General features: G+C 63.3%; 23 protein-coding genes. 17 read left to right on the top strand and 6 right to left on the bottom strand.

What is annotated here, in order from left to right:
- Positions 1 to 7: 7 nt before the first annotated feature.
- The 11 genes from PQQ53_RS29425 to PQQ53_RS29375 all read left to right on the top strand — a co-directional run bounded on the left by PQQ53_RS29425 (position 8) and on the right by PQQ53_RS29375 (position 10,663).
- On the top strand, positions 8 to 775 hold the full coding sequence (locus PQQ53_RS29425) for an SDR family NAD(P)-dependent oxidoreductase (protein WP_408328127.1): 768 nt from the start codon (positions 8 to 10) through the stop codon (positions 773 to 775).
- Positions 772 to 1,332, top strand: coding sequence for a MarR family winged helix-turn-helix transcriptional regulator (locus PQQ53_RS29420; RefSeq protein WP_408149606.1), 561 nt, complete (start codon positions 772 to 774; stop codon positions 1,330 to 1,332). Before PQQ53_RS29425 ends, PQQ53_RS29420 begins: the two co-directional genes overlap by 4 nt.
- A gap of 43 nt (positions 1,333 to 1,375) precedes the next feature.
- Positions 1,376 to 2,227 carry an enoyl-CoA hydratase family protein gene (locus tag PQQ53_RS29415; RefSeq protein WP_408328094.1) on the top strand — a complete coding sequence of 284 codons (852 nt, stop codon included), beginning with the start codon at positions 1,376 to 1,378 and terminating at the stop codon, positions 2,225 to 2,227.
- A 1-nt stretch (position 2,228) separates the two neighbouring features.
- Positions 2,229 to 3,428, top strand: a complete 1,200-nt coding sequence (locus PQQ53_RS29410) for an acyl-CoA dehydrogenase family protein (protein ID WP_408328091.1) — start codon at positions 2,229 to 2,231, stop codon at positions 3,426 to 3,428.
- On the top strand, positions 3,428 to 3,871 hold the full coding sequence (locus PQQ53_RS29405) for an acyl-CoA thioesterase (RefSeq protein WP_408328088.1): 444 nt from the start codon (positions 3,428 to 3,430) through the stop codon (positions 3,869 to 3,871). Before PQQ53_RS29410 ends, PQQ53_RS29405 begins: the two co-directional genes overlap by 1 nt.
- Complete coding sequence (locus tag PQQ53_RS29400; RefSeq protein WP_408154265.1) at positions 3,868 to 4,263, top strand: RidA family protein; 396 nt, start codon at positions 3,868 to 3,870, stop codon at positions 4,261 to 4,263. Before PQQ53_RS29405 ends, PQQ53_RS29400 begins: the two co-directional genes overlap by 4 nt.
- Before the next feature lie 79 nt (positions 4,264 to 4,342).
- Positions 4,343 to 5,983 (top strand): AMP-binding protein, encoded by a 1,641-nt coding sequence (locus PQQ53_RS29395; RefSeq protein WP_408328085.1) that lies wholly within the window; start codon positions 4,343 to 4,345, stop codon positions 5,981 to 5,983.
- 29 nt (positions 5,984 to 6,012) lie between these two features.
- Complete coding sequence (locus PQQ53_RS29390; protein ID WP_408149617.1) at positions 6,013 to 7,236, top strand: dienelactone hydrolase family protein; 1,224 nt, start codon at positions 6,013 to 6,015, stop codon at positions 7,234 to 7,236.
- Between the two features lie 99 nt (positions 7,237 to 7,335).
- Positions 7,336 to 8,013: a glutathione S-transferase gene (locus PQQ53_RS29385; RefSeq protein WP_408328082.1), complete on the top strand. Its 678-nt coding sequence runs from the start codon at positions 7,336 to 7,338 to the stop codon at positions 8,011 to 8,013.
- A gap of 204 nt (positions 8,014 to 8,217) precedes the next feature.
- Complete coding sequence (locus PQQ53_RS29380; protein WP_408328079.1) at positions 8,218 to 9,717, top strand: DHA2 family efflux MFS transporter permease subunit; 1,500 nt, start codon at positions 8,218 to 8,220, stop codon at positions 9,715 to 9,717.
- A 112-nt stretch (positions 9,718 to 9,829) separates the two neighbouring features.
- Complete coding sequence (locus PQQ53_RS29375; RefSeq protein ID WP_408328076.1) at positions 9,830 to 10,663, top strand: AraC family transcriptional regulator; 834 nt, start codon at positions 9,830 to 9,832, stop codon at positions 10,661 to 10,663.
- A 146-nt stretch (positions 10,664 to 10,809) separates the two neighbouring features.
- Here PQQ53_RS29375 and PQQ53_RS29370 read toward each other — a convergent pair whose 3' ends face one another.
- Both PQQ53_RS29370 and PQQ53_RS29365 read right to left on the bottom strand, forming a co-directional pair.
- On the bottom strand, positions 10,810 to 11,823 hold the full coding sequence (locus tag PQQ53_RS29370) for an aldo/keto reductase (RefSeq protein WP_408328124.1): 1,014 nt from the start codon (positions 11,821 to 11,823) through the stop codon (positions 10,810 to 10,812).
- Between the two features lie 123 nt (positions 11,824 to 11,946).
- The gene (locus PQQ53_RS29365) at positions 11,947 to 12,855 is read right to left on the bottom strand and encodes a LysR family transcriptional regulator (protein WP_408154257.1); all 909 of its coding nucleotides are present in this window, start codon (positions 12,853 to 12,855) and stop codon (positions 11,947 to 11,949) included.
- Positions 12,856 to 13,145: 290 nt separating this feature from the next.
- On the opposite strand from PQQ53_RS29365, the gene PQQ53_RS29360 reads away from it, so the two are divergent.
- Positions 13,146 to 13,862 (top strand): carboxymuconolactone decarboxylase family protein, encoded by a 717-nt coding sequence (locus PQQ53_RS29360; RefSeq protein WP_408149628.1) that lies wholly within the window; start codon positions 13,146 to 13,148, stop codon positions 13,860 to 13,862.
- A 261-nt stretch (positions 13,863 to 14,123) separates the two neighbouring features.
- Here the strand turns inward: PQQ53_RS29360 and PQQ53_RS29355 are convergent, their stop codons facing one another.
- Entirely contained in the window at positions 14,124 to 14,495 is a 372-nt protein-coding gene (locus tag PQQ53_RS29355) for a DUF6697 family protein (RefSeq protein ID WP_408328073.1), read from the bottom strand.
- A 300-nt stretch (positions 14,496 to 14,795) separates the two neighbouring features.
- On the opposite strand from PQQ53_RS29355, the gene PQQ53_RS29350 reads away from it, so the two are divergent.
- The 3 genes from PQQ53_RS29350 (at position 14,796) to PQQ53_RS29340 (ending at position 20,576) form a co-directional block, all read left to right on the top strand.
- The gene (locus tag PQQ53_RS29350; protein WP_408328070.1) at positions 14,796 to 17,534 is read left to right on the top strand and encodes an MGH1-like glycoside hydrolase domain-containing protein; all 2,739 of its coding nucleotides are present in this window, start codon (positions 14,796 to 14,798) and stop codon (positions 17,532 to 17,534) included.
- Between the two features lie 9 nt (positions 17,535 to 17,543).
- Positions 17,544 to 19,022: an alpha-amylase family glycosyl hydrolase gene (locus tag PQQ53_RS29345; protein WP_408328067.1), complete on the top strand. Its 1,479-nt coding sequence runs from the start codon at positions 17,544 to 17,546 to the stop codon at positions 19,020 to 19,022.
- 231 nt (positions 19,023 to 19,253) lie between these two features.
- Positions 19,254 to 20,576 carry an MFS transporter gene (locus PQQ53_RS29340; RefSeq protein ID WP_408149636.1) on the top strand — a complete coding sequence of 441 codons (1,323 nt, stop codon included), beginning with the start codon at positions 19,254 to 19,256 and terminating at the stop codon, positions 20,574 to 20,576.
- 128 nt (positions 20,577 to 20,704) lie between these two features.
- Here the strand turns inward: PQQ53_RS29340 and thrS are convergent, their stop codons facing one another.
- Positions 20,705 to 21,955, bottom strand: coding sequence for a threonine--tRNA ligase (gene thrS / locus PQQ53_RS29335; protein WP_408328121.1), 1,251 nt, complete (start codon positions 21,953 to 21,955; stop codon positions 20,705 to 20,707).
- A 297-nt stretch (positions 21,956 to 22,252) separates the two neighbouring features.
- On the opposite strand from thrS, the gene PQQ53_RS29330 reads away from it, so the two are divergent.
- On the top strand, positions 22,253 to 22,738 hold the full coding sequence (locus PQQ53_RS29330) for a GNAT family N-acetyltransferase (RefSeq protein ID WP_408149637.1): 486 nt from the start codon (positions 22,253 to 22,255) through the stop codon (positions 22,736 to 22,738).
- A 61-nt stretch (positions 22,739 to 22,799) separates the two neighbouring features.
- Here PQQ53_RS29330 and PQQ53_RS29325 read toward each other — a convergent pair whose 3' ends face one another.
- Positions 22,800 to 23,381 carry a flavin reductase family protein gene (locus tag PQQ53_RS29325; RefSeq protein ID WP_408328064.1) on the bottom strand — a complete coding sequence of 194 codons (582 nt, stop codon included), beginning with the start codon at positions 23,379 to 23,381 and terminating at the stop codon, positions 22,800 to 22,802.
- A gap of 155 nt (positions 23,382 to 23,536) precedes the next feature.
- On the opposite strand from PQQ53_RS29325, the gene PQQ53_RS29320 reads away from it, so the two are divergent.
- Positions 23,537 to 24,208, top strand: a complete 672-nt coding sequence (locus PQQ53_RS29320; protein WP_408328061.1) for an aspartate/glutamate racemase family protein — start codon at positions 23,537 to 23,539, stop codon at positions 24,206 to 24,208.
- A 55-nt stretch (positions 24,209 to 24,263) separates the two neighbouring features.
- Here PQQ53_RS29320 and PQQ53_RS29315 read toward each other — a convergent pair whose 3' ends face one another.
- Complete coding sequence (locus tag PQQ53_RS29315; protein WP_121323754.1) at positions 24,264 to 24,596, bottom strand: hypothetical protein; 333 nt, start codon at positions 24,594 to 24,596, stop codon at positions 24,264 to 24,266.
- Positions 24,597 to 24,637 lie beyond the last annotated feature (41 nt).

Genomic DNA, 24,637 nt, shown 5'->3' with positions numbered 1-24,637 from the left:
CGTGAATATGCCCCCCTCCCCGCTCGCAGGCCAGCACGCCGTCGTCACCGGTGGCGGCAGCGGCATCGGCGCGGCCGTCGCGGAAGCACTGTTGCGCGCTGGCGCACGCGTTACCTTGATGGGCCGCAACGTGCAGCGGCTCGCGATGCAGCAGGAAAAATGCAACGCGCTGGGCGACGTGACGTATCTCGGCGTGGACGTGACGCAGGAAGCGTCGGTCGCGAACGCATTCAGCCAGGCGGGTACGATCGATATCCTCGTCAATAACGCGGGTCAGGCGCAAGCCGCGCCGTTCATGCACACCGACATGGCGCTGTGGCAGCGCATGCTCGACGTGAACCTGACCGGCGTCTTTCTCGGCACGCGCGCGGTATTGCCCGGCATGCTCGAACGCGGACATGGACGCATCGTCAACGTCGCGAGCACGGCGGGGCAAATCGGTTACGCGTACGTCGCCGCGTATTGCGCCGCCAAACACGGCGTGATCGGTCTTACGCGTTCGCTCGCGCTTGAAGTCGCGACGAAGGGCATCACGGTCAACGCCGTGTGCCCCGGCTACACGGAAACCGAACTGCTGCACGCATCGCTCGAACAGATCACCAGCAAGACCTCGCGCACCGAACAGCAGGCGCGCGAAACCTTGCTGCGCTCGAATCCGCAACATCGTTTCGTGAGTCCCGAGCAAGTCGCCAACAGCGTTCTGTGGCTGTGCCAACCCGGCTCGGATGCCATCACGGGGCAATCCATTTCCATCTCCGGTGGAGAAGTGATGTGACCAGGTCATCGAACACGAAAAAGCCCGCTGCGACGGGTGAAACGAAGCCGACACGCAAAGGCGTGGCCAAACCCGCGGAGAACGTCGTGGACCTCGAAATGAGCACTGGCGCGGACAGTCACATGGGCTTGCGCCTGTGGTTGCGCATGCTGACCACGACGAACCTCGTGCAAGCCGAGTTGCGCAAGCGTCTGCGAAACGAATTCGACACGACGTTGCCGCGTTTCGATCTGATGGCGCAGCTCGAACGTCATCCCGAAGGGCTGAAGATGACGGAACTGTCGCGGCGCTTGATGGTGACGGGCGGCAACGTCACCGGCATTACCGATCAGCTCGAAAAAGAAGGGCTGGTATCGCGCGACACGGACCCGAACGATCGCCGTTCGATCAGCGTGTGTTTGACGCCTGTCGGCCGCAAGGCGTTCGACAAGATGGCGGCCGCGCACGAGCAATGGGTCGTCGAACTGTTCGGCGGGCTGAGCCTCGAGGAAAAGTCGCGCACACATCAACGGCTTGGGAAACTCAAGCAACATTTGCTCGACAGTCTGAAAGATTGAGACTGTCTGAGAGATTGAAACGTACCGAACCGCAGGAGACACCATGACACGATCCAACGCCGACGCACTGCTGGCCGGCAATCGCCTGACACTCGCCGGTTATGAGGCGCGCCACTTCGGCTGGTCGGTGACCAGCAAGGTCGCAACCATCACGCTGAACCGCCCCGAGCGCAAGAACCCGCTCACCTTCGAATCGTACGCAGAGCTGCGCGACCTGTTCCGGCAACTCGCCTATGCGACCGATGTGAAAGCGGTCGTGATCCACGGCGCGGGCGACAACTTCTGTTCCGGCGGCGACGTGCACGACATCATCGCGCCGCTCATCGACCTGCCGATGCCCGAACTGCTGCTCTTCACGCGCATGACCGGCGATCTCGTCAAGGCCATGCGCCATTGCCCGCAACCCATCATCGCAGCCGTCGACGGCGTCTGCGCCGGCGCGGGCGCAATTCTCGCGATGTCCTCGGACATGCGCCTCGGCACCGTGCGCAGCAAGCTCGCCTTCCTGTTCTCCCGCGTGGGTCTCGCGGGCTGCGATATGGGCGCTTGCGCGATCCTGCCGCGCATCATCGGCCAGGGCCGCGCCGCCGAACTGCTCTTCACGGGCCGTTCGGCAAGCGGCGATGAAGGCCACGCGTGGGGCTTCTACAACCGCCTGTGCGAACCGGCCGCCCTCGTCGAAGAAGCGCAGAAGCTCGCCGCCGATCTCGTCGCCGGTCCGACGTTCGCGCACGGCATCACGAAGACGATGCTGCACCAGGAGTGGAGCATGAGCATCGACGAAGCGATCGAATCGGAAGCGCAGGCGCAGGCGATCTGCATGAGCACGCGCGATTTCGAGCGTGCATACAGCGCGTTCGCCGGGAAGTCGCGTCCGGTGTTCGAAGGAGACTGAGTTGAGCGTCGATAACACACTGGATTGGCATAGCGCGCTCGCGTGGCCGTTCTTCGAGCCGCGTCATCGCGAACTGGCCGCCGGCATCGAAGCATGGTGCAGCGCGAATCTCGGACACGAAGATCACGCAGACACCGACGCAACCTGCCGGCGCCTCGTGCGTGAACTCGGCGCCGCGGGCTGGTTGAAATACGGCGTAGGCGGCGTTGCCTACGGCGGCCACGGCGACACGATCGATACGCGCGCCGTGTGCCTGCTGCGCGAAACGCTCGCCAGGCACTCGGGCCTCGCCGATTTCGCGCTGGCGATGCAAGGCCTCGGCTCGGGCGCGATCTCGCTCGGCGGCACGCATGAACAGAAGACCCGCTATCTGCCGCGCGTTGCAAACGGCACGGCGCTTGCCGCGTTCGCGCTATCGGAACCGGAAGCGGGCTCGGACGTCGCCGCGATGGCACTGTCCGCCCGGGAAGATGGCGACGCCTACGTGCTCGACGGCGACAAGACGTGGATCTCCAATGGCGGCATCGCCGACTTCTACGTCGTGTTCGCGAGAACCGGCGAAGCGCCGGGCGCGCGCGGCATCAGCGCATTCATCGTCGATGCCGATACGCCCGGGCTCGACATCGCCGAACGCATCGACGTAATCGCGCCGCACCCGCTCGCGCGGCTGCACTTTGCAGACGCTCGCGTGCCGCGCAGCCAGATGCTCGGCGCACCCGGTGAAGGCTTCAAGCTCGCCATGCGCACGCTGGATATTTTCCGCACGTCCGTCGCGGCCGCGTCGCTGGGATTCGCGCGTCACGCGATGGCCGAAGGTCTCGCGCGCGCCGCGTCACGCAAGATGTTCGGGCAGACGCTCGGGGACTTCCAGCTCACGCAGGCCAAGCTCGCGCAAATGGCGTTGACCATCGACAGCAGCGCGTTGCTCGTCTATCGGGCCGCATGGCTTCGCGATCAGGGCGAAAGCGTCACACGTGAAGCGGCGATGGCGAAGTGGCACGCCAGCGAAGGCGCGCAGCAGGTGATCGACGCCGCCGTGCAGCTCTTCGGCGGCATGGGCGTGCAAAGCGGCACCGCCGTCGAGATGCTGTATCGCGAGATTCGTGCGCTGCGCATTTACGAAGGCGCGACAGAAGTGCAGCAGTTGATCATCGGCCGCGATCTGCTGAAGGCGCATGCCGCCGCCGCGGAGCAACGCTGATGAGCGCGACCTTCGAAAGGCCCGTGCGCATCCGCTTCTCGCACTGCGACCCGGCGGGCATCGTGTTCTTTCCGCAATATCTGGTGATGACCAACGCCCTGGTCGAAGACTGGTTCAACGAAGGCCTGCACGTCGACTACGCGCATATGATCGCGCAGCGCCGGGTCGGCTTGCCGATCGTCAAACTCGACTGCGAATTCTCGCGGCCGAGCCAGATGGGCGAAACGATCGCGCTGACGCTGAGCGTGAGCGCGATCGGCCGGCGCTCGATCAGCATCGACATCGTCGGCCATTGCGGCGGCGAAACCCGCTTTCGCGCGAAGCAGGTGCTCGTGACCACGTCGTTCGACAGCGGCAAATCCATCGACATTCCCGCCGACATCGCGAGCGCGCTCGCGAAGTTCGCACCCCAAACCGAATCCATCGAGGCGAATCGCTCATGAAACAGGCTCTCCTTCCCGCTGGCTGGATCAAACCGCGCGGCTACGCGAACGGCGTCGCGGCCCACGGCACGCAGGTCTTCATTGCCGGCCAGATCGGCTGGGACGAACAGGCGACATTCCAGACCGCCGACTTCGCCGCGCAAGCCATTCAGGCGCTCAAGAACGTGGTGGCCGTGCTGCTCGAAGCAGGCGGCCAACCCGAGCACCTCGTGCGAATGACGTGGTATGTCACCGACAAACGCGAGTATCTCGCGGCGCTGAAAGATATCGGCCGCGCGTTTCGCGAGCTGATCGGCGACTACGACATCGCGATGAGCGCGGTGCAGGTCGTCGCGCTGATCGAGGACGAAGCGAAAGTCGAGATCGAAGCGACCGCGGTGATTCCGCAGTAAGCATCGAACGAACGCAGCCCACGCCACGACTCACGCCAACCGAAGCGCATTTAGCCGGCTCAACGCCCGGGAGACCCAGATGGAACCGTCAGCACACGTCGATACTTTCGCGCGCGACAATCTTCCGCCGCAGGACCAATGGCCCGTCTTCCTGCTCGACAACCCGGACGTGGCCTACCCGGCGCGCCTGAACTGCGCGACCGAGCTGCTCGAGCGCACCATCGAAGCGGGCCATCGCGACCGTCCGGCGATCTGGTCCGATGTGGACGGCGCGCCGCGCGCCACCACCTATGGCGAACTGCTTGCGCTGGTCAACCGCAGCGCGCACGTGCTGGTCGATGAAATGGGTTTGCAACCAGGCAACCGCGTACTGCTGCGCGGGCCCAATACGCTGCAGATGGCCGTCGCCGCGCTCGCCGCGCTGAAGGCCGGACTGGTCGTGGTGCCGACCATGCCCTTGCTGCGTGCGAAGGAACTGAAGCAGATCATCGACAAGGCACAGATCAGCGCGGCATTGTGCGACGCGCGCCTGACCGAAGAGCTGGCACGCTGCGCGAATTCGCAGGACGAGTTCTACTGCGCGAGCCTGAAGCAAACGCGCCTCTTTCACGACGACGCCGCCGATTCGCTCGACACCCTCGCGATCAACAAGCCCGAGCACTTCACCGCGTGCGACACCGCCGCCGACGACGTCTGCCTGATCGCCTTCACCAGCGGCACGACCGGTGAGCCGAAGGGCTGCATGCACTTTCACCGCGACGTGCTGGCGATGTGCGATCTGTTCCCGCGTCACGTGCTCAAGCCGTCGTCGAGCGATGTGTTCTGCGGCACGCCGCCGCTCGCGTTCACGTTCGGCCTCGGCGGCCTGCTGTGCTTTCCGCTGCGGGTGGGAGCATCCACGGTGCTGATCGAGAAGCTCACGCCCGAGACCTTGCTGCAAACGGTCGAACGATTTCACGCGACCATCATGTTCACCGCGCCGACCTTCTATCGGCAAATGGCGCCGCTCGTCGCGCGTCATGACCTGTCGAGCCTGAAGAAGACCGTGTCGGCAGGCGAAGCGCTGCCCGATTCCACGCGGCGTCTGTGGCGCGACGCGAGCGGCATCGACATGATCGACGGCATCGGCGGCACCGAGCTGATCCATATTTTCATTGCCGCGCAGGGCGAGGAGATTCGTCCGCACGCAATCGGCCGAGCGGTGCCGGGCTACGTCGTGCAGGCCGTGGATGACGCAATGCAACCGGTGCCGCCCGGCACGATCGGCAAACTCGCGGTGCGCGGCCCGACCGGCTGCCGCTATCTCGCCGACGAGCGGCAAGCGAAGTTCGTGCGCGATGGCTGGAATCTGCCGGGCGATTCGGTGTATCTCGACGCGGACGGCTACGTGTTCTACCAGGCACGCGCCGACGACATGATCGTCTCGGCCGGCTACAACATCTCCGGTCCCGAAGTGGAAAGCGTGCTGCTGCAACACGACGCGGTGGCCGAATGCGGCGTTATCGGTCTGCCGGACGAGACGCGCGGACAGATCGTCAAGGCGTTCGTCGTGCTCAACCCGGGCTATGCCCCGGATGACAAACTGGTCGCGCAATTGCAGGATTTCGTGAAAAATAGCGTGGCGCCGTATAAATACCCACGCGTCATCACATTCGTCGATGCGTTGCCGCGTACTGAAACCGGCAAGCTCAAACGCTTCGAGTTGCGCACGATGGCGTAACCCACACTACAAGATTGGAGGCATACCGCATGGCTGGCTCTTTCATCGAAGTCGTCGCCCAGGATGGCGGCCGTTTCAACGCCTACGTCGCGCGTCCGGCGCAAGGGTCGGGCCCGGGGCTCGTCCTGTTGCAGGAGATCTTCGGCGTCAACGACTCGATGAAGGCCACCGCCGAGCGCTACGCTGAGGAAGGTTATGTGGTGCTGGTGCCCGATCTGTTCTGGCGCATCAAACCGGGCATCGAGCTCGGTTACGGTGAAGCCGATATGCAGCAAGCGCTCGGCTATCTCGGGCAGTTCAACGTCGACCTCGCTGTGGACGACATCGCCGCGACCATGGCCACATTGCGCACGCTGCCCGAACAGGCCGGCAAGGTCGGCACGGTGGGCTACTGCCTCGGCGGCAAGCTCGCGTTCCTGAGCGCGGCGCGCACCGATGTCGACTGCGCGGTCAGCTACTACGGCGTAGGCCTCGACGCGCATCTGGACGAAGTGTCCGCCGTGCGCTGCCCGATGGTGTTCCATTTCCCGGAGAATGACGCGCACTGCCCGCCGCAAACGCGCGAGCAGATCAGCGCCGCCCTGCGCACGCGTGCGCAAATCGAGCAATACGTGTACCCCGGTTGCGATCACGCGTTCGCGGCGCCCGCACGTGCGCAGTACGACAAACCCGCCGCGATGATGGCGTATTCGCGCACACTCGCGCTGCTGCGCAAAGTGCTGGGCCCGGTCTACGATCTGAACGCGTTGTGGGAAGCGCACTGCTACCACGAGTTCGCCACGCGCGACGTGGACGCGGTCATGCCAACCATGGTCGCCGAGCCCTACGTCAACCACGTGCCGACGATGACCGGCGGCGTCGGCCATGACCGGCTCAAACGCTTCTACACGCATCACTTCGTCAACTCGAATCCGCCCGACACGAAGCTGATCCCGATTTCACGCACGATCGGCGCGGACCGCATCGTCGACGAGTTCGTTTTCAGTTGCACGCATAGCTGCGAAATCGACTGGCTGTTGCCGGGCGTCGCGCCGACCGGCAAGTATTTCGAAGTGCCGATGCTGGCGGTGGTGTGCTTCCGTGGCGACAAGCTCTATAACGAGCACATCTATTGGGATCAGGCCTCGGTGCTGGTGCAGGTGGGCCTGCTGAATCCCGAGGGACTGCCGGTGGCCGGGATCGAAAGCGCGCGCAAGCTGCTCGATGAAACCTTGCCGTCGAATCAACTGATGGGCAGCAAGGCGCAGGTCTGATTCGTGCCGGTGGGCAGGGGCCACGAGGTGCGACTAGAGTCACACCTCGGCACAACATCCCTATGATCTGATGCTCCACTGTCCAACGCCCATCGACCCATGCTCACCGTCCATCATCTGAACAACTCCCGCTCGCAACGCGTGTTATGGCTGCTCGAAGAACTCGGCGTGCCATATGAGATCAAGCGTTACGAGCGCGATCCGAAAACGATGCTGGCGCCGCCCGAATTGCGCGCGGTGCATCCGCTCGGCAAGTCGCCGGTGATAACCGATGACGGCCTCACCATCGCCGAGTCGGGTGCGATCGTCGAGTATCTGATCGGCAAGTACGGTGAGGGGCGTTTCGCTCCGGCGCCCGGCACGCCCGAATGGCTGCGATACACGTACTGGCTGCACTATGCGGAAGGCTCGGCCATGCCGCCGCTGCTGCTGAAGCTGGTGGCGCTGCGCATTGCCAGCGCGCCGATGCCGTTCTTCGCGAGGCCCATCGCGCGCAAGATCGCGGCGACGCTGCAAGCGAGCTTCGTCGATCCGCAACTGAAATTGCACCTTGGCTATATCGACAAGGAACTGAGCGCAACCGGCTGGTTCGTCGGCAACGACTTCACCGCCGCGGACGTGCAGATGAGCTTCCCGCTCGAAGCCGCGACGGCGCGCGGCGGGTTGAACGGCCAGATTCCCGCGATAGCGGGCTTCCTGCAACGCATTCACGCGCGGCCGGCCTATCAGCGCGCGCTCGACCGCGGCGGCAAGTACGACATACTCGGCGGCGACTGACGCGGCTCGCGGTTTGCAGACCCGGGGTTTCGTAGTGTGCCGCGAAACGCGCGAGTGCTAGACTCAAAAGCTCATTGGCTTCGACGAATTCGCGCCGCCGGTGTCCACCCCGGCGGCGGCACATCCGGCAACGGCTCACATCCTCGAATCCGCTGGATTCCGCCCCGAACCGAGCCCGCTCGATCGCGGCACAGGAGCGCCCGCATGACCCATCATTCCATTCACGGCAAGCAACGCTGGCTGGCGCTCATCGTGCTGTGCCTGGGCGTCTTGATGATCGTGCTCGACACCACCATCGTCAACGTCGCGCTGCCGTCCATCGCGGCGGACCTCGGCTTTACCGAAACTTCGCTGGTCTGGGTCGTCAACGCCTACATGCTCACGTTCGGCGGCTGTCTGCTGCTCGGCGGACGGCTCGGCGATCTGTTTGGACACCGCAAGCTGTTCCTCGGCGGCATTACGCTCTTCACGCTGGCGTCGCTCGCGTGCGGCATGGCGAACTCGCAAATCCTGCTCGTCGCCGCACGCGCCGTGCAGGGTTTGGGCGGCGCCATCGTTTCGGCCGTGTCGTTGTCGCTGATCATGAATCTGTTCACCGAACCCAGCGAGCGCGCAAAAGCCATGGGCGTGTACGGCTTCGTCTGCGCGGGCGGCGGCAGCATCGGCGTGCTGCTCGGCGGCCTGCTCACCAACCTGCTGAGCTGGCATTGGATCTTTCTCGTCAACCTGCCTATCGGCATCGCCGTGTACGCACTGTGTGTCGCGCTACTGCCGTCCGCGCGCGGGCATGCTCACGGCGAGCGGCTCGACGTGGCCGGCGCGGTCACGGTCACCGCGTCGCTGATGCTCGCCGTCTACGCGGTGGTCAACGGCAACGAAGCAGGCTGGACCTCGGCGCAAACGCTCGGCTTGCTGTTCGTCGCGCTCGCGTTGATGGCCGCGTTCCTGACGATCGAAGCGCGGGTCCAACATCCGCTGATGCCGCTCGGCCTGTTCCGGCTGCGCAATGTCGCGACCGCGAATGTAGTTGGCGTGCTGTGGGCCGCCGCGATGTTCGCCTGGTTCTTTATCTCCGCGCTGTACCTGCAGCGGGTGCTCGGCTACCGGCCGTTGCAGGTCGGGCTCGCGTTCCTGCCCGCCAATCTGATCATGGGATTCTTTTCGCTCGGCCTGTCGGCGCGCGTGGTGATGCGCTTCGGTTTGCGTCGTCCGTTAGCTGTCGGTCTGCTGGTCGCCGCGTGCGGTCTCGCGTGGTTCGCACGCGCGCCGGTCGACGGCAGCTTCGTGCCCGACGTGCTGCCCGGCATGATCCTGCTCGGCTTCGGCGCGGGCATCGCGTTCAATCCGATGCTGCTCGCCGCGATGAGCGACGTCGATCCCGCCGATTCGGGCCTCGCGTCCGGCATCGTCAACACGTCCTTCATGATGGGCGGCGCGCTCGGCCTCGCGGTGCTCGCGAGTCTCGCCGCCGCGCGCAGCGACGCGCTGCAAGCCTCGGCCGGCGCGATAGCGGCGCTCAACAGCGGCTATCACGTGGCGTTTCTGTTCGGGGCGATTTTCGCGGCGGCGGCCGGCGTGCTCGGCGGCTTGCTGCTGCGGCCAGGCCAAGCCGGCGGTGCGGGCGCTCATGGCGCGCCGGCATCGTCGGACCCCTCGGCACCCCCGCGCGCCGCGGGCAACGAGGCGGCGACAGAAAACTACTGAGCCGCGCGCTGCAACGCGCAATCGAGCGGGACAGGGTGCAAAACCGCAAGCGCGATCAAACGACGCGGTTCACCGCAGGCTATGCTGGCTTCATGCTCACGTGAGAGCCGATATGAACCCGGTTGGAAAAGCGCTCTGGTTTATCGAAAGCCATTTTGCCGACGAGTTGACGCTCGACGAGATCGCCCGCTCTGGATGCGTGTCGCGCTTTCACATGGCACGCGCGTTCGAAGCGGCCACCGGGCGCCCGGTCATGCGCTACGTTCGCGCGCGCCGTCTGAGCGAAGCCGCGCGACGTCTCGCCGATGGCGCGCCCGACATCCTCGCGGTCGCGATCGACGCCGGTTACGGCTCTCACGAAGCATTCACGCGCGCGTTTCGCGAGCAATTCGGGCTCACGCCGGAAGCGCTGCGCGCGCGTGGCCAACTCGACCACCTCGCCATCGTGGAGCCGATCAAAATGGACGAAACCCTTCTCACGCATCTGGAGCCACCGCGCTTCGAAGACGGCAAGCCGTTTCTCGTCGCGGGTTTGAGCGAGCGATATTCGTGCGACACCAGCAAGGCAATTCCATCGCAATGGCAGCGCTTTGGCGCGTACTTCGGCAAGGTGCCGGGGCAAGTGGGCGGCGTGGCTTACGGCGTGTGCTACAACGCCGACGACGCCGGCAATTTCGACTATCTGTGCGGCGTCGAAGTCAGCGATTTTTCGGCGTTGCCGGAACAACTGAGCCGTGTGCGGATTGCCGCGCAAAGGTACGCGGTGTTCAGCCATCGCGAGCATATTTCGACGATTCGCCGTACGTTGAATACGATCTGGAATCAGTGGCTGCCGGCGTCGGGGCATGTGCCCGCGGATGCGCCGAACTTCGAGCGCTACGACGAGAAGTTCGATCCGGTCAGCGGCATGGGCGGGCTGGAGATCTGGTTGCCGTTGAAGAGTTGATTCGGCGCGGGCCGTTGCTGCCTGCGGTTCATTGCTAACGTCACGGCACTTTTCATCGACGGGCTCTCCGTGCGAAGCACGACTGCAAGAGCGGCGTTACGCTGACTCGGGCCAGGAGCGGCCCGATCATGAGACGAGCCCACAGGTCAGCCGATCACACGCCGCCCTTCGACAGGGTAGTTCGGGTCCGTATAGCCGGGCGTCGACGCATGGCCCGGGGGAACCAGGCTATCGACGAACTTTTCGTCGTCCGGTCCAAGTTGCAGTGTCAGCGCTTCGAGATAGCTGTCCCAGTGCGCTTCCGTACGCGGGCCCGCGATGGCGGAACTCACGAGCCTGTTCTTCAGCACCCAGGCAATCGCGAACGCAATCGACGTCGTACCGCGTTCAGCAGCATGCGCCGCAATTTTCTGCGCGATGGCCAGCGACTCGGGCCGCCACTCGGTCTGCTGGATACGTTTGTCGCCGCGCCCAGCCCGGGAGTCGGCGGGCGGCGCGCCGTCGAGCGCATATTTACCCGTGAGCACCCCACGCGCGAGCGGACTGTAGGGCACCACACCGATGCCATAGTGTCCGGCCGCGGGCATCAACTCGACTTCAGCCGTGCGATCGACCATGTTGTAGACCGGCTCGATCGCCACAGGGCGATCTATTCCAAGCTGATCGGCAAGGCGCACAATCTCCGCAATGCGCCAGGCGCGGAAGTTGGACAGGCCGAAATAGCGCACCTTGCCCTCGCGGATCAGATCGCCGATAGCACGCACGCCTTCCTCGAGCGGCGCATCGACGAGCGACCGATGGAAGTAAAGGACATCGATGTAGTCGGTGCCAAGCCGCTTCAGGCTCGCATCGACCGTCTGGAAAATCCACTTGCGCGATTGGCCCTGCTGGTTCGGACGCGCGTCAGCCGAAGCGGGATAGCCGAACTTCGTCGCGACGACCCAGTCGTCACGTCGTTGCGCAATCGCGCGGCCGACGATTTCTTCGGAGCGCCCGGCGTGATAAACGTCGGCGGTATCCAGGAAGTTCACGCCCTGATCGTACGCCTTGTCGATAATCCGGCGGGACGTGGCCTCATCCGTTTCGCCGCCGAACATCATCGCGCCCAGACACAGAGGCGAAACCTTGAGGGCGCTGCGGCCGAGATATCGATAGTCCATCATCTTCTCCATGCAGGCCGGGCCTGCGGTTGCTATTGGAGAGATGATAGGCAAACGGCATCTAGCGATACAGTCCCTAAAACCGCAAAGCTTTATGAATGGCGATCATCAATGAAACAGGCCTTACCGTTTGGTGTCCTCGGGGCGGTAACGCAATGCGTCGATGACAACGGTCATCGCTCGCGAAAACTCCCGGCGATTCGCGTAGTACGCATGCAGACCGGGGAAAGTCGGACACCAGTCCTCCAGCACCCGGATGAGGCGCCCCGCCGCGACATGAGCCTGCACCAGATCAGCCGGCACATACGCGAGACCGCATCCCGACAAGGCCGCATCCAGCATCTGATAGGTTCCATTGAAAGCAAACTGACCTTCCACCCGTGCCTGAACCGCACGAGTGCCCTTTTTCAGTTCCCACGGATAAAAGCCGCCAAGGGTCGGCAAGCGGAGATTGATGCAGTTATGCGCGGTCAGGTCCTGCGGCTTTCGCGGCAATTCCCGCTCTGCCAGATACCCAGGCGAGCCGACGATCGCCATGCGCATATCCGGCGCAATGCGGACCGCGATCATGTCCCTGGCGACCTGATCGCCGTTGCGAACGCCGATGTCGTAACGATCGGCCACGATATCGGACAGGCCGTAGTCCGTCATGATCTCGACCTTGATCTCCGGATACTTGCGCAGGACTTTCGACAAGCGCGGCCACAGGACGGTTTTGGTCGCGTAGTCGGTGGCGGTGATGCGAATGGTGCCCGCGGGTTTGTCACGAAACTCGGTCACGGCCGCCAGTTCGGATTCGATCTCTTCGAAACGCGGCGCGACGGTCAGCAGGAGACGCTCGCCCGCCTCGGTCGGCGCGACGCTGCGCGTGGTGCGGGTCAGCAGGCGCAGTCCGAGCCGGGATTCGAGTGAGCGAATCGTGTGGCTCAAAGCGGATTGCGACACGCCCAGTTGCGCCGAGGCCCGCGTAAAACTGCGCTCGCGCGCGACGGCGATGAAGGCGAGCAGGTCGTTATAGTTTTCGCGGCGCATTAATGAACTCGTTTCATAGGTGTTTGCCGATTTTAGCGTCTAGTCGCGAGAGGCCGCGAAAGTTAGATTGGTCAATGTCGCGAAACCTCGCTCGCGCCAACGTCGCACGGAAGCGGCTCATGGCGCGGCGGAGCATCGCAGGCTTGTCAGAAGAGACATTCGGGCAAGAAGGTCGTTTAACGCCGCCCGCGCGCCGCTGAGGGAAATGATCCATGAAAACTGTCGCTCTGGCGATGCTGGTGCTTTCTCTCGGTTTCGCGGGCTGCTCGCCAATCGAAAGGAAACCAGCTATGCAATCCGATTCCCATTCTCCCGCCAACGTGCTCGACGGCATGCGTGCGGTATCACCGGCCCTTGAACGCTATACGACCGAAGTCGTGCTGGGCGATCTGTGGAAGCGTCCCCAACTGTCCGCGCGAGACCGCAGTATCGTCACGCTTTCGGTCCTGATTGCACGCGATCAGAGCGCGGAGATGCCGTATTACCTCGACCTCGCGCTCGACAGCGGCCTCAAACCCAGCGAGATTTCCGAAATCATCACGCATCTGGCGTTCTACTCCGGTTGGGCGAATGCGACGTCGGCGGTGAAGGTGACGAATGCCGTCTTCGAGCGGCGCGGCATCACGGCGGCGCAACTCCCGCCCGCCTCCGGCGAGCTTCTCCCGCTCGACGAAGCCGCCGAAGCGCAGCGCGATAGAACGGTCGCGCAGAACTTCGGCTCAGTGGCGCCGGGCGTCGTCCAATTCACGCGAGACGCGCTGTTTCTCGACCTGTGGCTGAGGCCCGGACTCGCGCCGCGAGATCGCAGTCTCGTGACCGTCAGCGCGCTGGTTGCCGCGGGTCAGGTCGCGCAACTGACGTATCACCTGAACCGGGCCATGGATAACGGACTGACCCAGGCACAGGCTTCGGAAGTCATGACGCAACTGGCGTTCTATACAGGTTGGCCCAACGTGTTTACCGCGCTGCCCGTCGTCAAGGAGGTCCTGGAGAAGCGGCCCGGTTGACGGGTCGACCGGTAGTTGAAAGATGAATTGGATGCGATCGTCATTAACGAAGACCTGCCCGTTACACCGTTTTGCGAAGTCGAGGGGGTGGCGACCGACTGTCTGACGTTCAACTTTTGGAAAGGATCATTTCCTCGCGTCGGCGTCTTTTGTCGCGACCTTACCTGTCGCTCGAGCGCGTCAGGACGATGGTAGTCGGCTGGGCCCAGTAACAACCCAGCCGACCACTGCACGACTACGAATCGAAGTATCCCGTTGAGTTCAACGGCGTTTCATCTTGATCACACGCGAAATCTGCGCGAGCGTAAAGCTGGTGTTCTGCACGTATCTCGCATACTCCATCGGAGCAGTCAGCGATTCATCGGTGATGTATTCACCCACGTAACGGAATCGATCCGTCGCGGTTCGGATAAAAACAGGAATGGGGTCGGTCTGTCGCGCGAGCGTTCGACCGGCCGCTCGCGCAGCCGCGCTGCCATCGCACACGATGACTTCCGGTGCGTGCGGATTGAGATCCTGACGCAATCGTGCGGCAACGACCTTTCCGCCTTTCACCGCCAGGAATGCCTGTTTGCATCCTCCCGTCACCCGATGAATTTCTTCCCTCGAATACTCTTTGCCAGTTTCAAACATGATGTTGCTCCTAATAGTGACGCGTGGCTGTCAGGCAGCAGCGTCAAGCGGAGCGATGATATCGACCCTCAGCTAAATGCCTCGTAAAAAGCTCTGGATTCTTAATAAAAGCGGCATGCGAATGTCAAACCGGCGCACGGGCCGAGCTTCTGCAAAGGCGTGATCGTCGTCGCCCATAAAAGCATCGTTACCGGGCTCGCAACTCCACCGGCACACACTACACTTGGAAACGGATCGACCCTATTGATCGTCGGCGCGCCGCGTCGAGTCGAGCTTATTCACCCGTCACGGAGGAAGAATATGTGCCCGGTATTCGTCGATGTAGCGGAGCAAAAGCGCCTGAACGACTCGCGAGAGTCGCACGTACCGTGGAAGAAATGGGGGCCCTACCTCAGCGAGCGGCAATGGGGAACGGTGCGCGAAGACTACAGCGACAACGGCGATGCCTGGAACTACTTCACCCATGACCATTCGCGCTCCCGCGCCTACAAGTGGGGCGAAGACGGGCTCGGCGGACTGTGCGACGACCAGCAGCGGCTGTGCTTCGCGCTCGCGTTATGGAACGAGCGCGACCCGATACTGAAGGAGCGGCTCTTCGGCCTCACCAACAGCGAAGGCAATCATGGCGAGGACGTGAAGGAGTATTACTTCTACGTCGACAGTACGCCGACGCATTCGTACATGAAGTACCTCTATAAATATCCGCAGCGGGAATATCCATACCGGGATCTGGTCGAGACCAACCGGACGCGATCGCGCGAGGAGATGGAATACGAACTGCTCGACACCGGCATCTTCGACGACGACCGCTATTTCGACGTGTTCGTGGAATACGCGAAGGCCGCCCCGGAAGACGTCCTCGTGCGGATTACCGTGCACAACCGCGGACCACAGGCGGCGCGGCTGCAGGTTTTGCCGACGCTCTGGTTCCGCAACACATGGGCGTGGGGCGAGGACGATCGCAAGCCGTCGCTGCACGACGCGGGCGCCGGCGTCATTCGGGCCACCCATCATGATCTGGGCGAATACTGGCTCCATTGCGAAGGCGCGCCACAGACGCTCTTCACCGACAACGAAAGCAATGCGCACCGCCTGTGGAATCAGCCCAACACTTCGCCCTTCGTGAAGGACGCATTCCACGATTACGTGATCTCGGGACAGCGCGACGCCGTCAATCCCGCCGGTACGGGCACCAAGGCAGCGGCGCATTACACCTGCGACGTACCCGGCGGCGGCAGCGCGATCATCCGCTTGCGCCTCGCGCCATCCCGGCTCGATGGCGCCTTCGGCGACTTCGACCAGATCTTCGATAGCCGCCTCGCCGATGCGAACGAGTTCTACGAGCGCATTACGCCCAGATCGCTGACCGAAGATCAGCGCCGCGTGCATCGACAGGCGTTGGCGGGCATGCTGTGGGGCAAGCAGTACTACTACTTCGATCTCGAACTCTGGCTGCGCGAACACGGCAGTCACCCGTTGCTCGACTCCGCGCGGCGCGATGTGCGCAACACGGAGTGGTTCCACATGTTGAATGCCGACGTGATCTCCATGCCGGACAAGTGGGAGTATCCGTGGTACGCGGCCTGGGACCTGGCCTTCCACACGATCGCGCTCGCGCAGGTCGATTTCGATTTCGCCAAAGAGCAGTTGCTGCTGATGCTGCGCACCCTGTACGTGCATCCGAGCGGCCAGATTCCCGCCTACGAGTGGAACTTCAGCGATGTGAATCCGCCGGTCCATGCCGCCGCTACCCTTTGGCTGTACAAGTACGAGAAAGAACTGGGACGAGCCGACCCGCGTTTCCTCGAGCGCTCGTTCCAGGGGCTGATGCTCAACTTCAACTGGTGGGTGAATCGCAAGGACCCGACGGGCCGCAACGTGTTCGCCGGCGGCTTTCTGGGTCTCGACAACATCGGCGTGTTCGACCGCAGCGCGCAGCTTCCCACCGGTGGTTCGCTCGAGCAGGCGGACGGGACGGCGTGGATGGCGTTCTATTGCCAGACCATGCTGGAGATGGCCATCAATCTGACCGACTACGACCCGATCTACGAGGAAGTCGCGTTCAAGTTCGTGCAGCATTTCATGTGGATCACCTACGCGATGGACCGGCGCGGTGAACACGAGGACGAGATGTGGGACGAGCAGGACGGCTTTTTCTATGACCTGCTGCGTCTTCCCGACGGAAAGACCCAACGCCTGAAGATCAGGTCGCTGGTGGGGCTGCTGCCGCTGTGCGCGTCGACGGTATTCGAAGCGCATTCCCTGACGCGCTATCCGAAGCTGGTGGAGCTGATCGCGCAGTTTCGCAAACGCTACCCCGAGCTGATCGCCCAGGTTGCCCCGACCGACGCGGGTTTCGTCGGCTACAACGAACGCAGGCTTCTGTCGATCCTGAACAAACGCAAACTCGAACGGGTGCTCGCGTACATGCTCGACGAGAAGGAGTTCCTCGGGCCGCACGGCATCCGTTCGCTCTCGCTGTATCACCTGGAACATCCGTACGTGATTCACCTCGGCGGGCAGGACTACACGGTGCAGTACCTGCCGGCCGAATCGAATACGGGCATGTTCGGCGGCAACTCCAACTGGCGCGGACCGGTGTGGATGCCAGTCAATCTGTTGATCGTCCGCGCGCTGGTGAACCTGTACGCCTTTTTCGGCGACGACTTCAAGGTCGAATGCCCGACCGGCTCGGGCCAGCACATGACGCTCTTCGAAGTGGCGCAGGAACTCGTGCGCCGCCTGACCAGCACGTTCCTGCGCGGTGCCGACGGCAAACGGCCGGTCTATGGCGGCACGGAGAAATTCCAGAACGATCCGCACTGGCGCGATCTGATCCTGTTCTACGAGTACTTCCACGGCGATAACGGCGCGGGACTCGGCGCCAGTCATCAGACGGGCTGGACGGGTCTTGTCGCACCGATGCTCGACCTGTTCGGGCGCGTCGACGCAAAAACCGCGCTGGAAACCGATCGCGGCCGCGTGATGTCCCGAGTCGTCAGGGAACAGGTGGGCGGAGAAGACAGCGGCCAGAAATGAGGAATGCAAATGTCCGACGTACGCTACCCGTCGCTGTACCAGATCAACACGCGCGTCTGGTTGACCGAGTTGTCTCGCGCGCTCGGCAGGCGCGCGACGCTCGACGATATTCCGGATACCGAACTGGATCGCCTTGCCCAGCTGGGCTTCGACTGGGTCTGGCTGCTGAGCGTCTGGCAAACCGGTCAGGCGGCCCAGGCGATCTCGCGGACGCATGCCGGATGGCGCCGCGAATTCGCCGATACGCTGCCGGATCTCGCGGACGACGACATCGCCGGCTCCGGGTTCGCAATCCAGGCCTACACGGTTCATCGTGATCTGGGCGGCGCCGAGGCGCTCGCCCGCTTGCGGCAGCGTATGCAGCAACGCGGCCTGAGGTTGATGCTCGACTTCGTGCCGAATCACATGGCGCCGGATCACGACTGGATCGACACGCATCCGGACTATTTCGTCCCCGGCAGCGAGGAGGATCTGGCCCGCGCACCGCACAACTATTGCCGGGTGGGGACGAGGAACGGGCCGCTGATACTCGCGCACGGCAGGGACCCCTACTTCGACGGATGGCCCGACACGCTGCAGCTCAACTACGGCAATCCGGCGTTGCAGCAGGCGATGATCGACGAGCTGAAAAGCATCGCCAGCCAATGCGACGGCGTGCGCTGCGACATGGCGATGCTGGTTCTACCCGAAGTGTTCGAGCGGACCTGGCGCATCCGCACCGAGCCCTTCTGGCCGAAGGCGACCGAAGCCGTGCGACGCGAGCATCCGCACTTCCTGTTCATGGCGGAGGTGTATTGGGATCTCGAATGGACGATGCAGCAGCTGGGTTTCGATTATGCCTACGACAAGCAGCTGTACGACCGCCTGCGCGAAACGCATGCACGACCGGTGCGCGAGCACTTGCACGCCGGGCTCGACTACCAGGACAAACTGGCCCGTTTCCTCGAAAACCACGACGAGCCCCGCACCGCAGCGACCTTCGATCCCGCCATGCATGAGGCAGGCGCCATCATCACGTTTCTTTCGCCCGGTTTGCGCTTCTTTCACCAGGGGCAGTTCGAGGGCCGCAAGACGCGGATTTCGCCGCATCTGGTGCGCGCGCCGCAGGAACCCTTCGACGCAAGCCTGCAGGGGTTCTACGAGAAGCTGCTGACGGTACTGCGGCAGCCGGTCTTCCGGGACGGCACGTGGAGCCTGATCGAACTCGTGCCGGCGTGGGACGGCAATTGGACTTCGGATTGCTTCATTGCATGGTGCTGGCAGCGGGACGACGGCGAACGGCGGCTCGTCGTGGTCAACTACGCCGGCAACCAGAGCCAGTGCTATATCCGAATTCCGTTTGTCGACTTGATCGGCCGCAAGGTGCGGCTAAGGGACTTGATGGGATCGGCGAGTTTTGATCGCGATGGCAACGAAGTCGCCTCGCGTGGCCTCTATCTGGATCTGCCGCCTTGGGGATATCACGTCTTCGAGCTGACTGCCGCATGAAGCGCTCGGCGCCTGAACAGGAAACAGACGTCCGCCATCAGGGATTCCGCCTAAAGATAGTTGCGCCGATAACGCAAATGCTATCGGCCCATACAGTTTCGGCATTGGAGTCGAAACGCTTCCGTCCGTACACTTGCCATTCAGCACTTACGTAAGCGGGCGTCGCGCAACGTGAGGCAGGCAACCCTAACGATGAATGGCCGCCCAAGGCCATCTGGACGGAGACACGCGTTGGACAAACCCACCCTTTCCGTATCGGCCACCGCGACGCAACCCGCTCGCATCGGCTACCGCTGGCATGTCCTGTTCTGGCTGCTCGTCGGCGGGATCATCAACTATCTCGATCGTGCAAGCCTGTCGATCGCCGCACCCGGCATGATTCAGGAACTTGGCCTGACGCGCACCCAGATCGGACTGCTGGGGAGCGTGTTCGCGTGGACCTATGCATTGATGCAACTGCCCGCAGGATGGTTGATCGATCGATTCGGCGCGAAGCGTGCGTACGCGCTCGGCATGATCTGGTGGAGTGTCGCCACCTGGTTGACCGGTGTGGTGGGTTCGATCTCCGCATTGCTGGTGATGCGCGCGTTGCTTGCCGTCGGCGAGGCGCCTTGCTGGCCGACCGCGGCAAAGATCACCGCGGCGTGGTTCCCGGCCAAAGAGCGCGGTTTCGCGACGGGCATCTGGGACTCGTCCTCGAAGTGGGGACCCGCGCTCGCGCCCGCCGTGCTCGTCGCGCTGATGATCGCGTTCGGCTGGCGCTCGCTATTTCATGTGACGGGTGCATTCGGGATCGCGTTTGCGCTGCTATTTCTCGTGCTGTATCGCAATCCACGCGACAGCAAACGTTTATCGAAAGGGGAACTCGCGTATATCGAGGCGGGCGGCGGCGGTCACGAGCGCTCGCTGGCGAGTTCTTCACTCAAGTGGCGCTGGCTATTCGTGCGCCGCAGCGTGTGGGGCATGATTCTCGGCTATTTCTGCGTGATCTGGCTTTGGAACATCTTCCTCGTGTTCCTGCCTCTGTATCTTCTCGATCGCTTTCATATCTCGTTCGCGCAACTCGGCGTCGTCGCGGGCATTCCCTGGGTGGGTGGTGCGCTGGGCGAGATCGCGGTCGGCTATCTGGCGAAGAAGCTCGTCGATCGCCAGCTTGCGTCGCCGATCGGCGCGAAGCGGGCATTGATCGTGTGCTGCGCGGTGGGTGCCGGCGTGTGCGCGATGGCGCTGCCCTTTTCCCATTCGCTGAATGTGACGCTCGTGCTGTTCACCGTAGGCCTCGCATTCCTTGCCGCGATGATCGGCTCGGCATGGGCGCTCGCGGCAGATATCGCGCCGTCGTCGATGGTTGCGTCGGTGAGCGCGATCCAGAACTTCGGCGGCTATTTCGGCGGCGCGTTTTCGCCTCTCGTCGCGGGCTTTATCGTCGACACGACGGGCTCTTATGCGCTCGCCTTCATCTCGGGCGGCATCATCGTCGCATGTGCGGCGCCGTTCTACTGGTTCATGGCTCGCAAGCCGATCGTTGAAGATATCACTGTGCCGGAAGGCTGACACTTCAGCATGGCGCCATCGGATTTTGTGCATAGCGGCGGCGCTCACTAGGGCAATCATGGGGCGGCGCTCCATCGGCGCATAACGTGTGCTTCGCGCGCGCAGCAATCGCGGCGAAGCACACGGCCTCATACTTTCGATGCCACTGCCGGCGGCAATGCAGCCAGCCTCAAATACTCGACACCGTCCGCGAACGCCAACGTCGACTGACGTCCATCGCGCAGCCGAACACTGATCGTCCGATCACGCTCATCGCGCGAGCCCAGCACGACGAGGATCGGCACCTGCTTCTCGCGCGCGTCGACGATCTTTTTTTCCAGACGCTCCGGGCGGCTGTCGAGCAGCACTCTGATACCTGCGTCGTCGAGCGCTTGCATGACTTCTTCGGCGTAGGCGAGGTTTGCATCGCTAATCGTCGCGATCGCCACCTGTTCAGGCGCAAGCCATACCGGCAGCCAGCCTTCGTGATGTTCGAGCAGCATCGCGATGAACCGCTCCATGCTGCCGAGCACCGCGTGATGGATCATCACGGGCCGCTCGCGTTCATTGCGCTCGTTGACGAATTCCGCGTCGAGCCGCTCGGGCAGCACGAAGTCGAGCTGGATCGTGCCGCATTGCCAGCTTCTCGCGCGGCTGTCCGTCAGATGAAACTCCAGTTTCGGCCCGTAAAAAGCGCCCTCTCCTGCGCGCACGTCGAACTCCAGACCGGCCGCGCGCGCCGCCTTAGCCAGCGCTTCTTCCGCGCGATCCCACGTTGCATCGCTGCCCGCTCGCAATGACGGCCGCGTCGCAAGCGCAACCTTGAAAGCCGGAAAACCGAGATCCGCGTAAACGGCTCGCAACAGCGAACAAAAACGCCCCACTTCGGCTTCGATATGCGAATGCGCGCAGAACACATGCGCATCGTCCTGAACGAAGGCGCGCGTACGCTTCAAGCCTTCGAGCGATCCGGAAGGTTCGTCGCGATGGCAGGCGCCGAACTCGCTATAGCGAACCGGCAACTCGCGGTACGAGCGCACGCGCTGATTGAACACCTGCACATGGCAAGGACAGCTCATCGGTTTCAGACAGAGCGCGCGAGCTTCCTGCGCATCGTCGAGCGAATACATCGCCGCACCGAACTTCTCCCAATGCCCGCTCTTTTCCCACAGCGAACGCGCGAGCAATTGCGGCGTGCGAATCTCGCGAAAGCCGGCGCGCCGCATGCGCACGCGCACATACTCTTCCAGCACGCGATACAGCGCCCAGCCGCGCGGATGCCAGAAAACCATGCCGGCGCCCTCTTCCTGCTGATGGAAAAGGTCGAGTTTGTTGCCTAGTACACGATGATCGATGTCGTTCACAGTCCTGCTCCGTTTTCTCGAATACCGTCGATGAATGCCGCAAACGGAGGCTCAGAAATGCAAAGGCCCCGTCCGTTTCCGGCGGGGCCTTTGGTGGTTTGCCACTGCTCTTCTACTGCTAGCGCGTGCAACCTCCAGACGACCCGCCTGTGAAGGTGGTCGTCGTGGTGGGGACGGCAGCGAGGAAAATCGGGTGGAAGTCCATGGGCTCACAGTAAACCATCCTGCGACGGCGCGTCAATCGCCATCGCGGCACGCGCTGGCCACAACCATGCGATAGACGCTACGATATGCGTTTGATCCGCCATCCCACTCACTTCATCGAGCGTTGCCTTGACTATCCACATCCGCCCCGCGACCGCAGCCGACGCTGCCCTGATTCTTCGCTTCATCACCGAACTCGCGGTGTACGAGAAGGCCGAACACGAAGTCGTCGCCAACGTCAAAGATATCGAAGCGAGTCTGTTCTGCGCCGACGCGCCGGCGAAGTCGCTCATTTGCGAAATGAACGGCGAGCCAGTCGGCTTTTGCGTCTACTTCCTGTCGTACTCCACGTGGCTCGGCAAGCAGGGGCTTTATCTGGAAGACCTGTACGTATCGCCGGCATCACGCGGCAGCGGCGCGGGCAAACAGATGCTGCGCCACCTCGCGCAGATCGCGTGCGACACCGGCTGCGGCCGCTTTGAATGGAGTGTGCTCGACTGGAACGAGCCGGCCATCGGCTTCTATGAATCGATCGGCGCGAGCGCGCAAAGCGAATGGGTGCGCTACCGCCTGGCCGGCGATGCGTTGAAGGCGTTCGCCGAAGGCAACGCGTAGCACAAGACGGGAACGTTTCTTCGATGCAAACAGGCGGCGAGTCAGCGCCGCCTGTCGGCCATCATTGCGCCGACCCGCTCGCCGGCGTCACTTCGAACGCGTCGCCAGTGGCGAAGAACGTTCCGCCGGCCACGTAATGGCAGGTGCGCAGATCGGGGTCGTCGCCGAAATGCCAGCGGTTGTTCGAATACACGCGGCTGTCCGCATACGCGGCGACCACTTCGCCGATGATCAGATCGTGCCGTTGGCTATCGTCCGGAATCACCTTGCATTCCATCCACGTGATGCAGCCGGCCAGCATCGGCACGTCGATCTTTTGCGCGGGGAAGGTGTCGAGATCGAACGCGGAAAACTTGTCGAGCTCGGCGCCCGCATTGCTGCCCACCGCCAGCGTCTGCGCGGCGAATCCGCGGCTCGGCAATTGCAGCCCGAACACGCCGCTCGCTTCGATCAATTGCCGCGTGAGCGTGCGGCTGTCGACCACCACCACTACCTTGGGCGGGTTGAAGTCGAGCGGCATCGCCCACGACGCCGCCATCACGTTGGAGCGGCCGCCGTGCGCGCTGGTGATGATCGTGACCGGTCCATGATTGAGCAACTGCGTGGCCCGCGACAACGCCACGGGTTCTCGGGTGACTTTCATACGTCCTTGTTTGGGTCGACTGGGATGAGGGGAATTGTAGCGGGGTCATGGAGGGCGGGTGTGGCGCGCTAGATCGTCTGCCGAGCCGGCTTCAAGTTTCCAGGCTGCCCGGTTCCAGGCGAGAATGTGCCACCATCGAAAACCAGGGAGAAGCCGTGCGCATCGCCTGCCTGCATACCGCCGACAGCCATATCGCCCTGTTCGACGCGGCCGCGCGCGCCGTCTCGCCCAGGCTCGAATTGACGCATGAGGTCCGCGCGGACCTGCTCGCAGCCGCCGAGCAAGCCGGCGGCCTCACCGAAGCCATCGCGATGCAAACACGGGCATCGCTGCTCGCACTGCGCGGCGGCTCGCACGCCGTCTTGCTCACCTGCTCGACGCTCGGTCCAGCCGTGAATGATGCGCTCGCCAAACACTGCGCGCCGGTGCCCGTTTTACGAACCGATGCGGCCCTCGCGCAGCGCGCGGCCGCACACGGCGGCAAAGTCGTCGTGCTATGCACGGCACCGGCCACGCTCCACCCCACTGCGAGCCTTTTTCTCGAGGCCGCAAAGCGTACCGCCGCGAAGGTCGACGTTCGCCTGATAAGCGGTGCCTGGGGGCTCTTCAAGGAAGGAGATTTGCCGGCGTATTTCTCGGCGATCGCCGCCGCAGCGGACGCCGCTTACGCAGACGGCGCGGATGTCGTCGCGCTGGCACAAGCATCGATGACAGGTGCGGCGCAGCGCGTCACCCGCGGCGCGATACCGCTCACCAGTCCGCAATCGGGCCTCGCCGCCGCCGTCGCAGCAGCCGCGCTTGCCGCCCAAGCAGTCGAACGGAAGTAAAGACAAGCCAAACCGCTCAGGACGGCAGCCTGCGAGCCGCCGCCCCGCGCGTTCATCAATGCGGCGCTTTCCCGTTGGGCACGGCGTCCAGCGGTTTGTGCTGTTCTTCGCCGAGTCCCGGGAAGAACGCGTTCCATGCGGCACGCACGCCTTGGGCCGCCGTGGCTTCGGCGGCGATCGATTCGGTCTCGCCCTCGGCGGCGCCCGATGGGTCCGCGGACAAGCCGCGCCAGTGCGTAAACACCAGCAGCGGCTTTTCTGTCCACGTGCCTTCGCCAAATTTCGCAAACGCCGTGTCCCCGCTCGTCAACTGAACCTCGTACCAGCCATCACGGACGGGTGCGTGGGCGGCAAGCTCAAACCACGGGGTCGGTTCGATTTCCTTCATGTCGTCTCCGGTCAGATGAATCGTCAAAGATAACCCACAAC

Origin of the sequence: Paraburkholderia strydomiana (assembly GCF_046030495.1) — a bacterium.
Lineage (GTDB): Bacteria > Pseudomonadota > Gammaproteobacteria > Burkholderiales > Burkholderiaceae > Paraburkholderia > Paraburkholderia strydomiana_A.
This window is presented reverse-complemented; position numbering and strand designations above follow the sequence as displayed.

What these genes read in the sequence shown, in the direction of transcription:
- PQQ53_RS29375 (WP_408328076.1), top strand. Translation starts at nt 9,830, where the DNA reads ATGAACCCGGTTGGAAAAGCGCTCTGGTTTATCGAAAGCCATTTTGCC.
- PQQ53_RS29365 (WP_408154257.1), bottom strand. Translation starts at nt 12,855, where the DNA reads ATGCGCCGCGAAAACTATAACGACCTGCTCGCCTTCATCGCCGTCGCG.
- PQQ53_RS29395 (WP_408328085.1), top strand. Translation starts at nt 4,343, where the DNA reads ATGGAACCGTCAGCACACGTCGATACTTTCGCGCGCGACAATCTTCCG.
- PQQ53_RS29385 (WP_408328082.1), top strand. Translation starts at nt 7,336, where the DNA reads ATGCTCACCGTCCATCATCTGAACAACTCCCGCTCGCAACGCGTGTTA.
- PQQ53_RS29345 (WP_408328067.1), top strand. Translation starts at nt 17,544, where the DNA reads ATGTCCGACGTACGCTACCCGTCGCTGTACCAGATCAACACGCGCGTC.
- PQQ53_RS29380 (WP_408328079.1), top strand. Translation starts at nt 8,218, where the DNA reads ATGACCCATCATTCCATTCACGGCAAGCAACGCTGGCTGGCGCTCATC.
- PQQ53_RS29350 (WP_408328070.1), top strand. Translation starts at nt 14,796, where the DNA reads ATGTGCCCGGTATTCGTCGATGTAGCGGAGCAAAAGCGCCTGAACGAC.
- PQQ53_RS29405 (WP_408328088.1), top strand. Translation starts at nt 3,428, where the DNA reads ATGAGCGCGACCTTCGAAAGGCCCGTGCGCATCCGCTTCTCGCACTGC.
- PQQ53_RS29355 (WP_408328073.1), bottom strand. Translation starts at nt 14,495, where the DNA reads ATGTTTGAAACTGGCAAAGAGTATTCGAGGGAAGAAATTCATCGGGTG.
- PQQ53_RS29390 (WP_408149617.1), top strand. Translation starts at nt 6,013, where the DNA reads ATGGCTGGCTCTTTCATCGAAGTCGTCGCCCAGGATGGCGGCCGTTTC.
- PQQ53_RS29325 (WP_408328064.1), bottom strand. Translation starts at nt 23,381, where the DNA reads ATGAAAGTCACCCGAGAACCCGTGGCGTTGTCGCGGGCCACGCAGTTG.
- PQQ53_RS29425 (WP_408328127.1), top strand. Translation starts at nt 8, where the DNA reads ATGCCCCCCTCCCCGCTCGCAGGCCAGCACGCCGTCGTCACCGGTGGC.
- PQQ53_RS29360 (WP_408149628.1), top strand. Translation starts at nt 13,146, where the DNA reads ATGCAATCCGATTCCCATTCTCCCGCCAACGTGCTCGACGGCATGCGT.
- PQQ53_RS29415 (WP_408328094.1), top strand. Translation starts at nt 1,376, where the DNA reads ATGACACGATCCAACGCCGACGCACTGCTGGCCGGCAATCGCCTGACA.
- PQQ53_RS29370 (WP_408328124.1), bottom strand. Translation starts at nt 11,823, where the DNA reads ATGGACTATCGATATCTCGGCCGCAGCGCCCTCAAGGTTTCGCCTCTG.
- PQQ53_RS29400 (WP_408154265.1), top strand. Translation starts at nt 3,868, where the DNA reads ATGAAACAGGCTCTCCTTCCCGCTGGCTGGATCAAACCGCGCGGCTAC.
- PQQ53_RS29315 (WP_121323754.1), bottom strand. Translation starts at nt 24,596, where the DNA reads ATGAAGGAAATCGAACCGACCCCGTGGTTTGAGCTTGCCGCCCACGCA.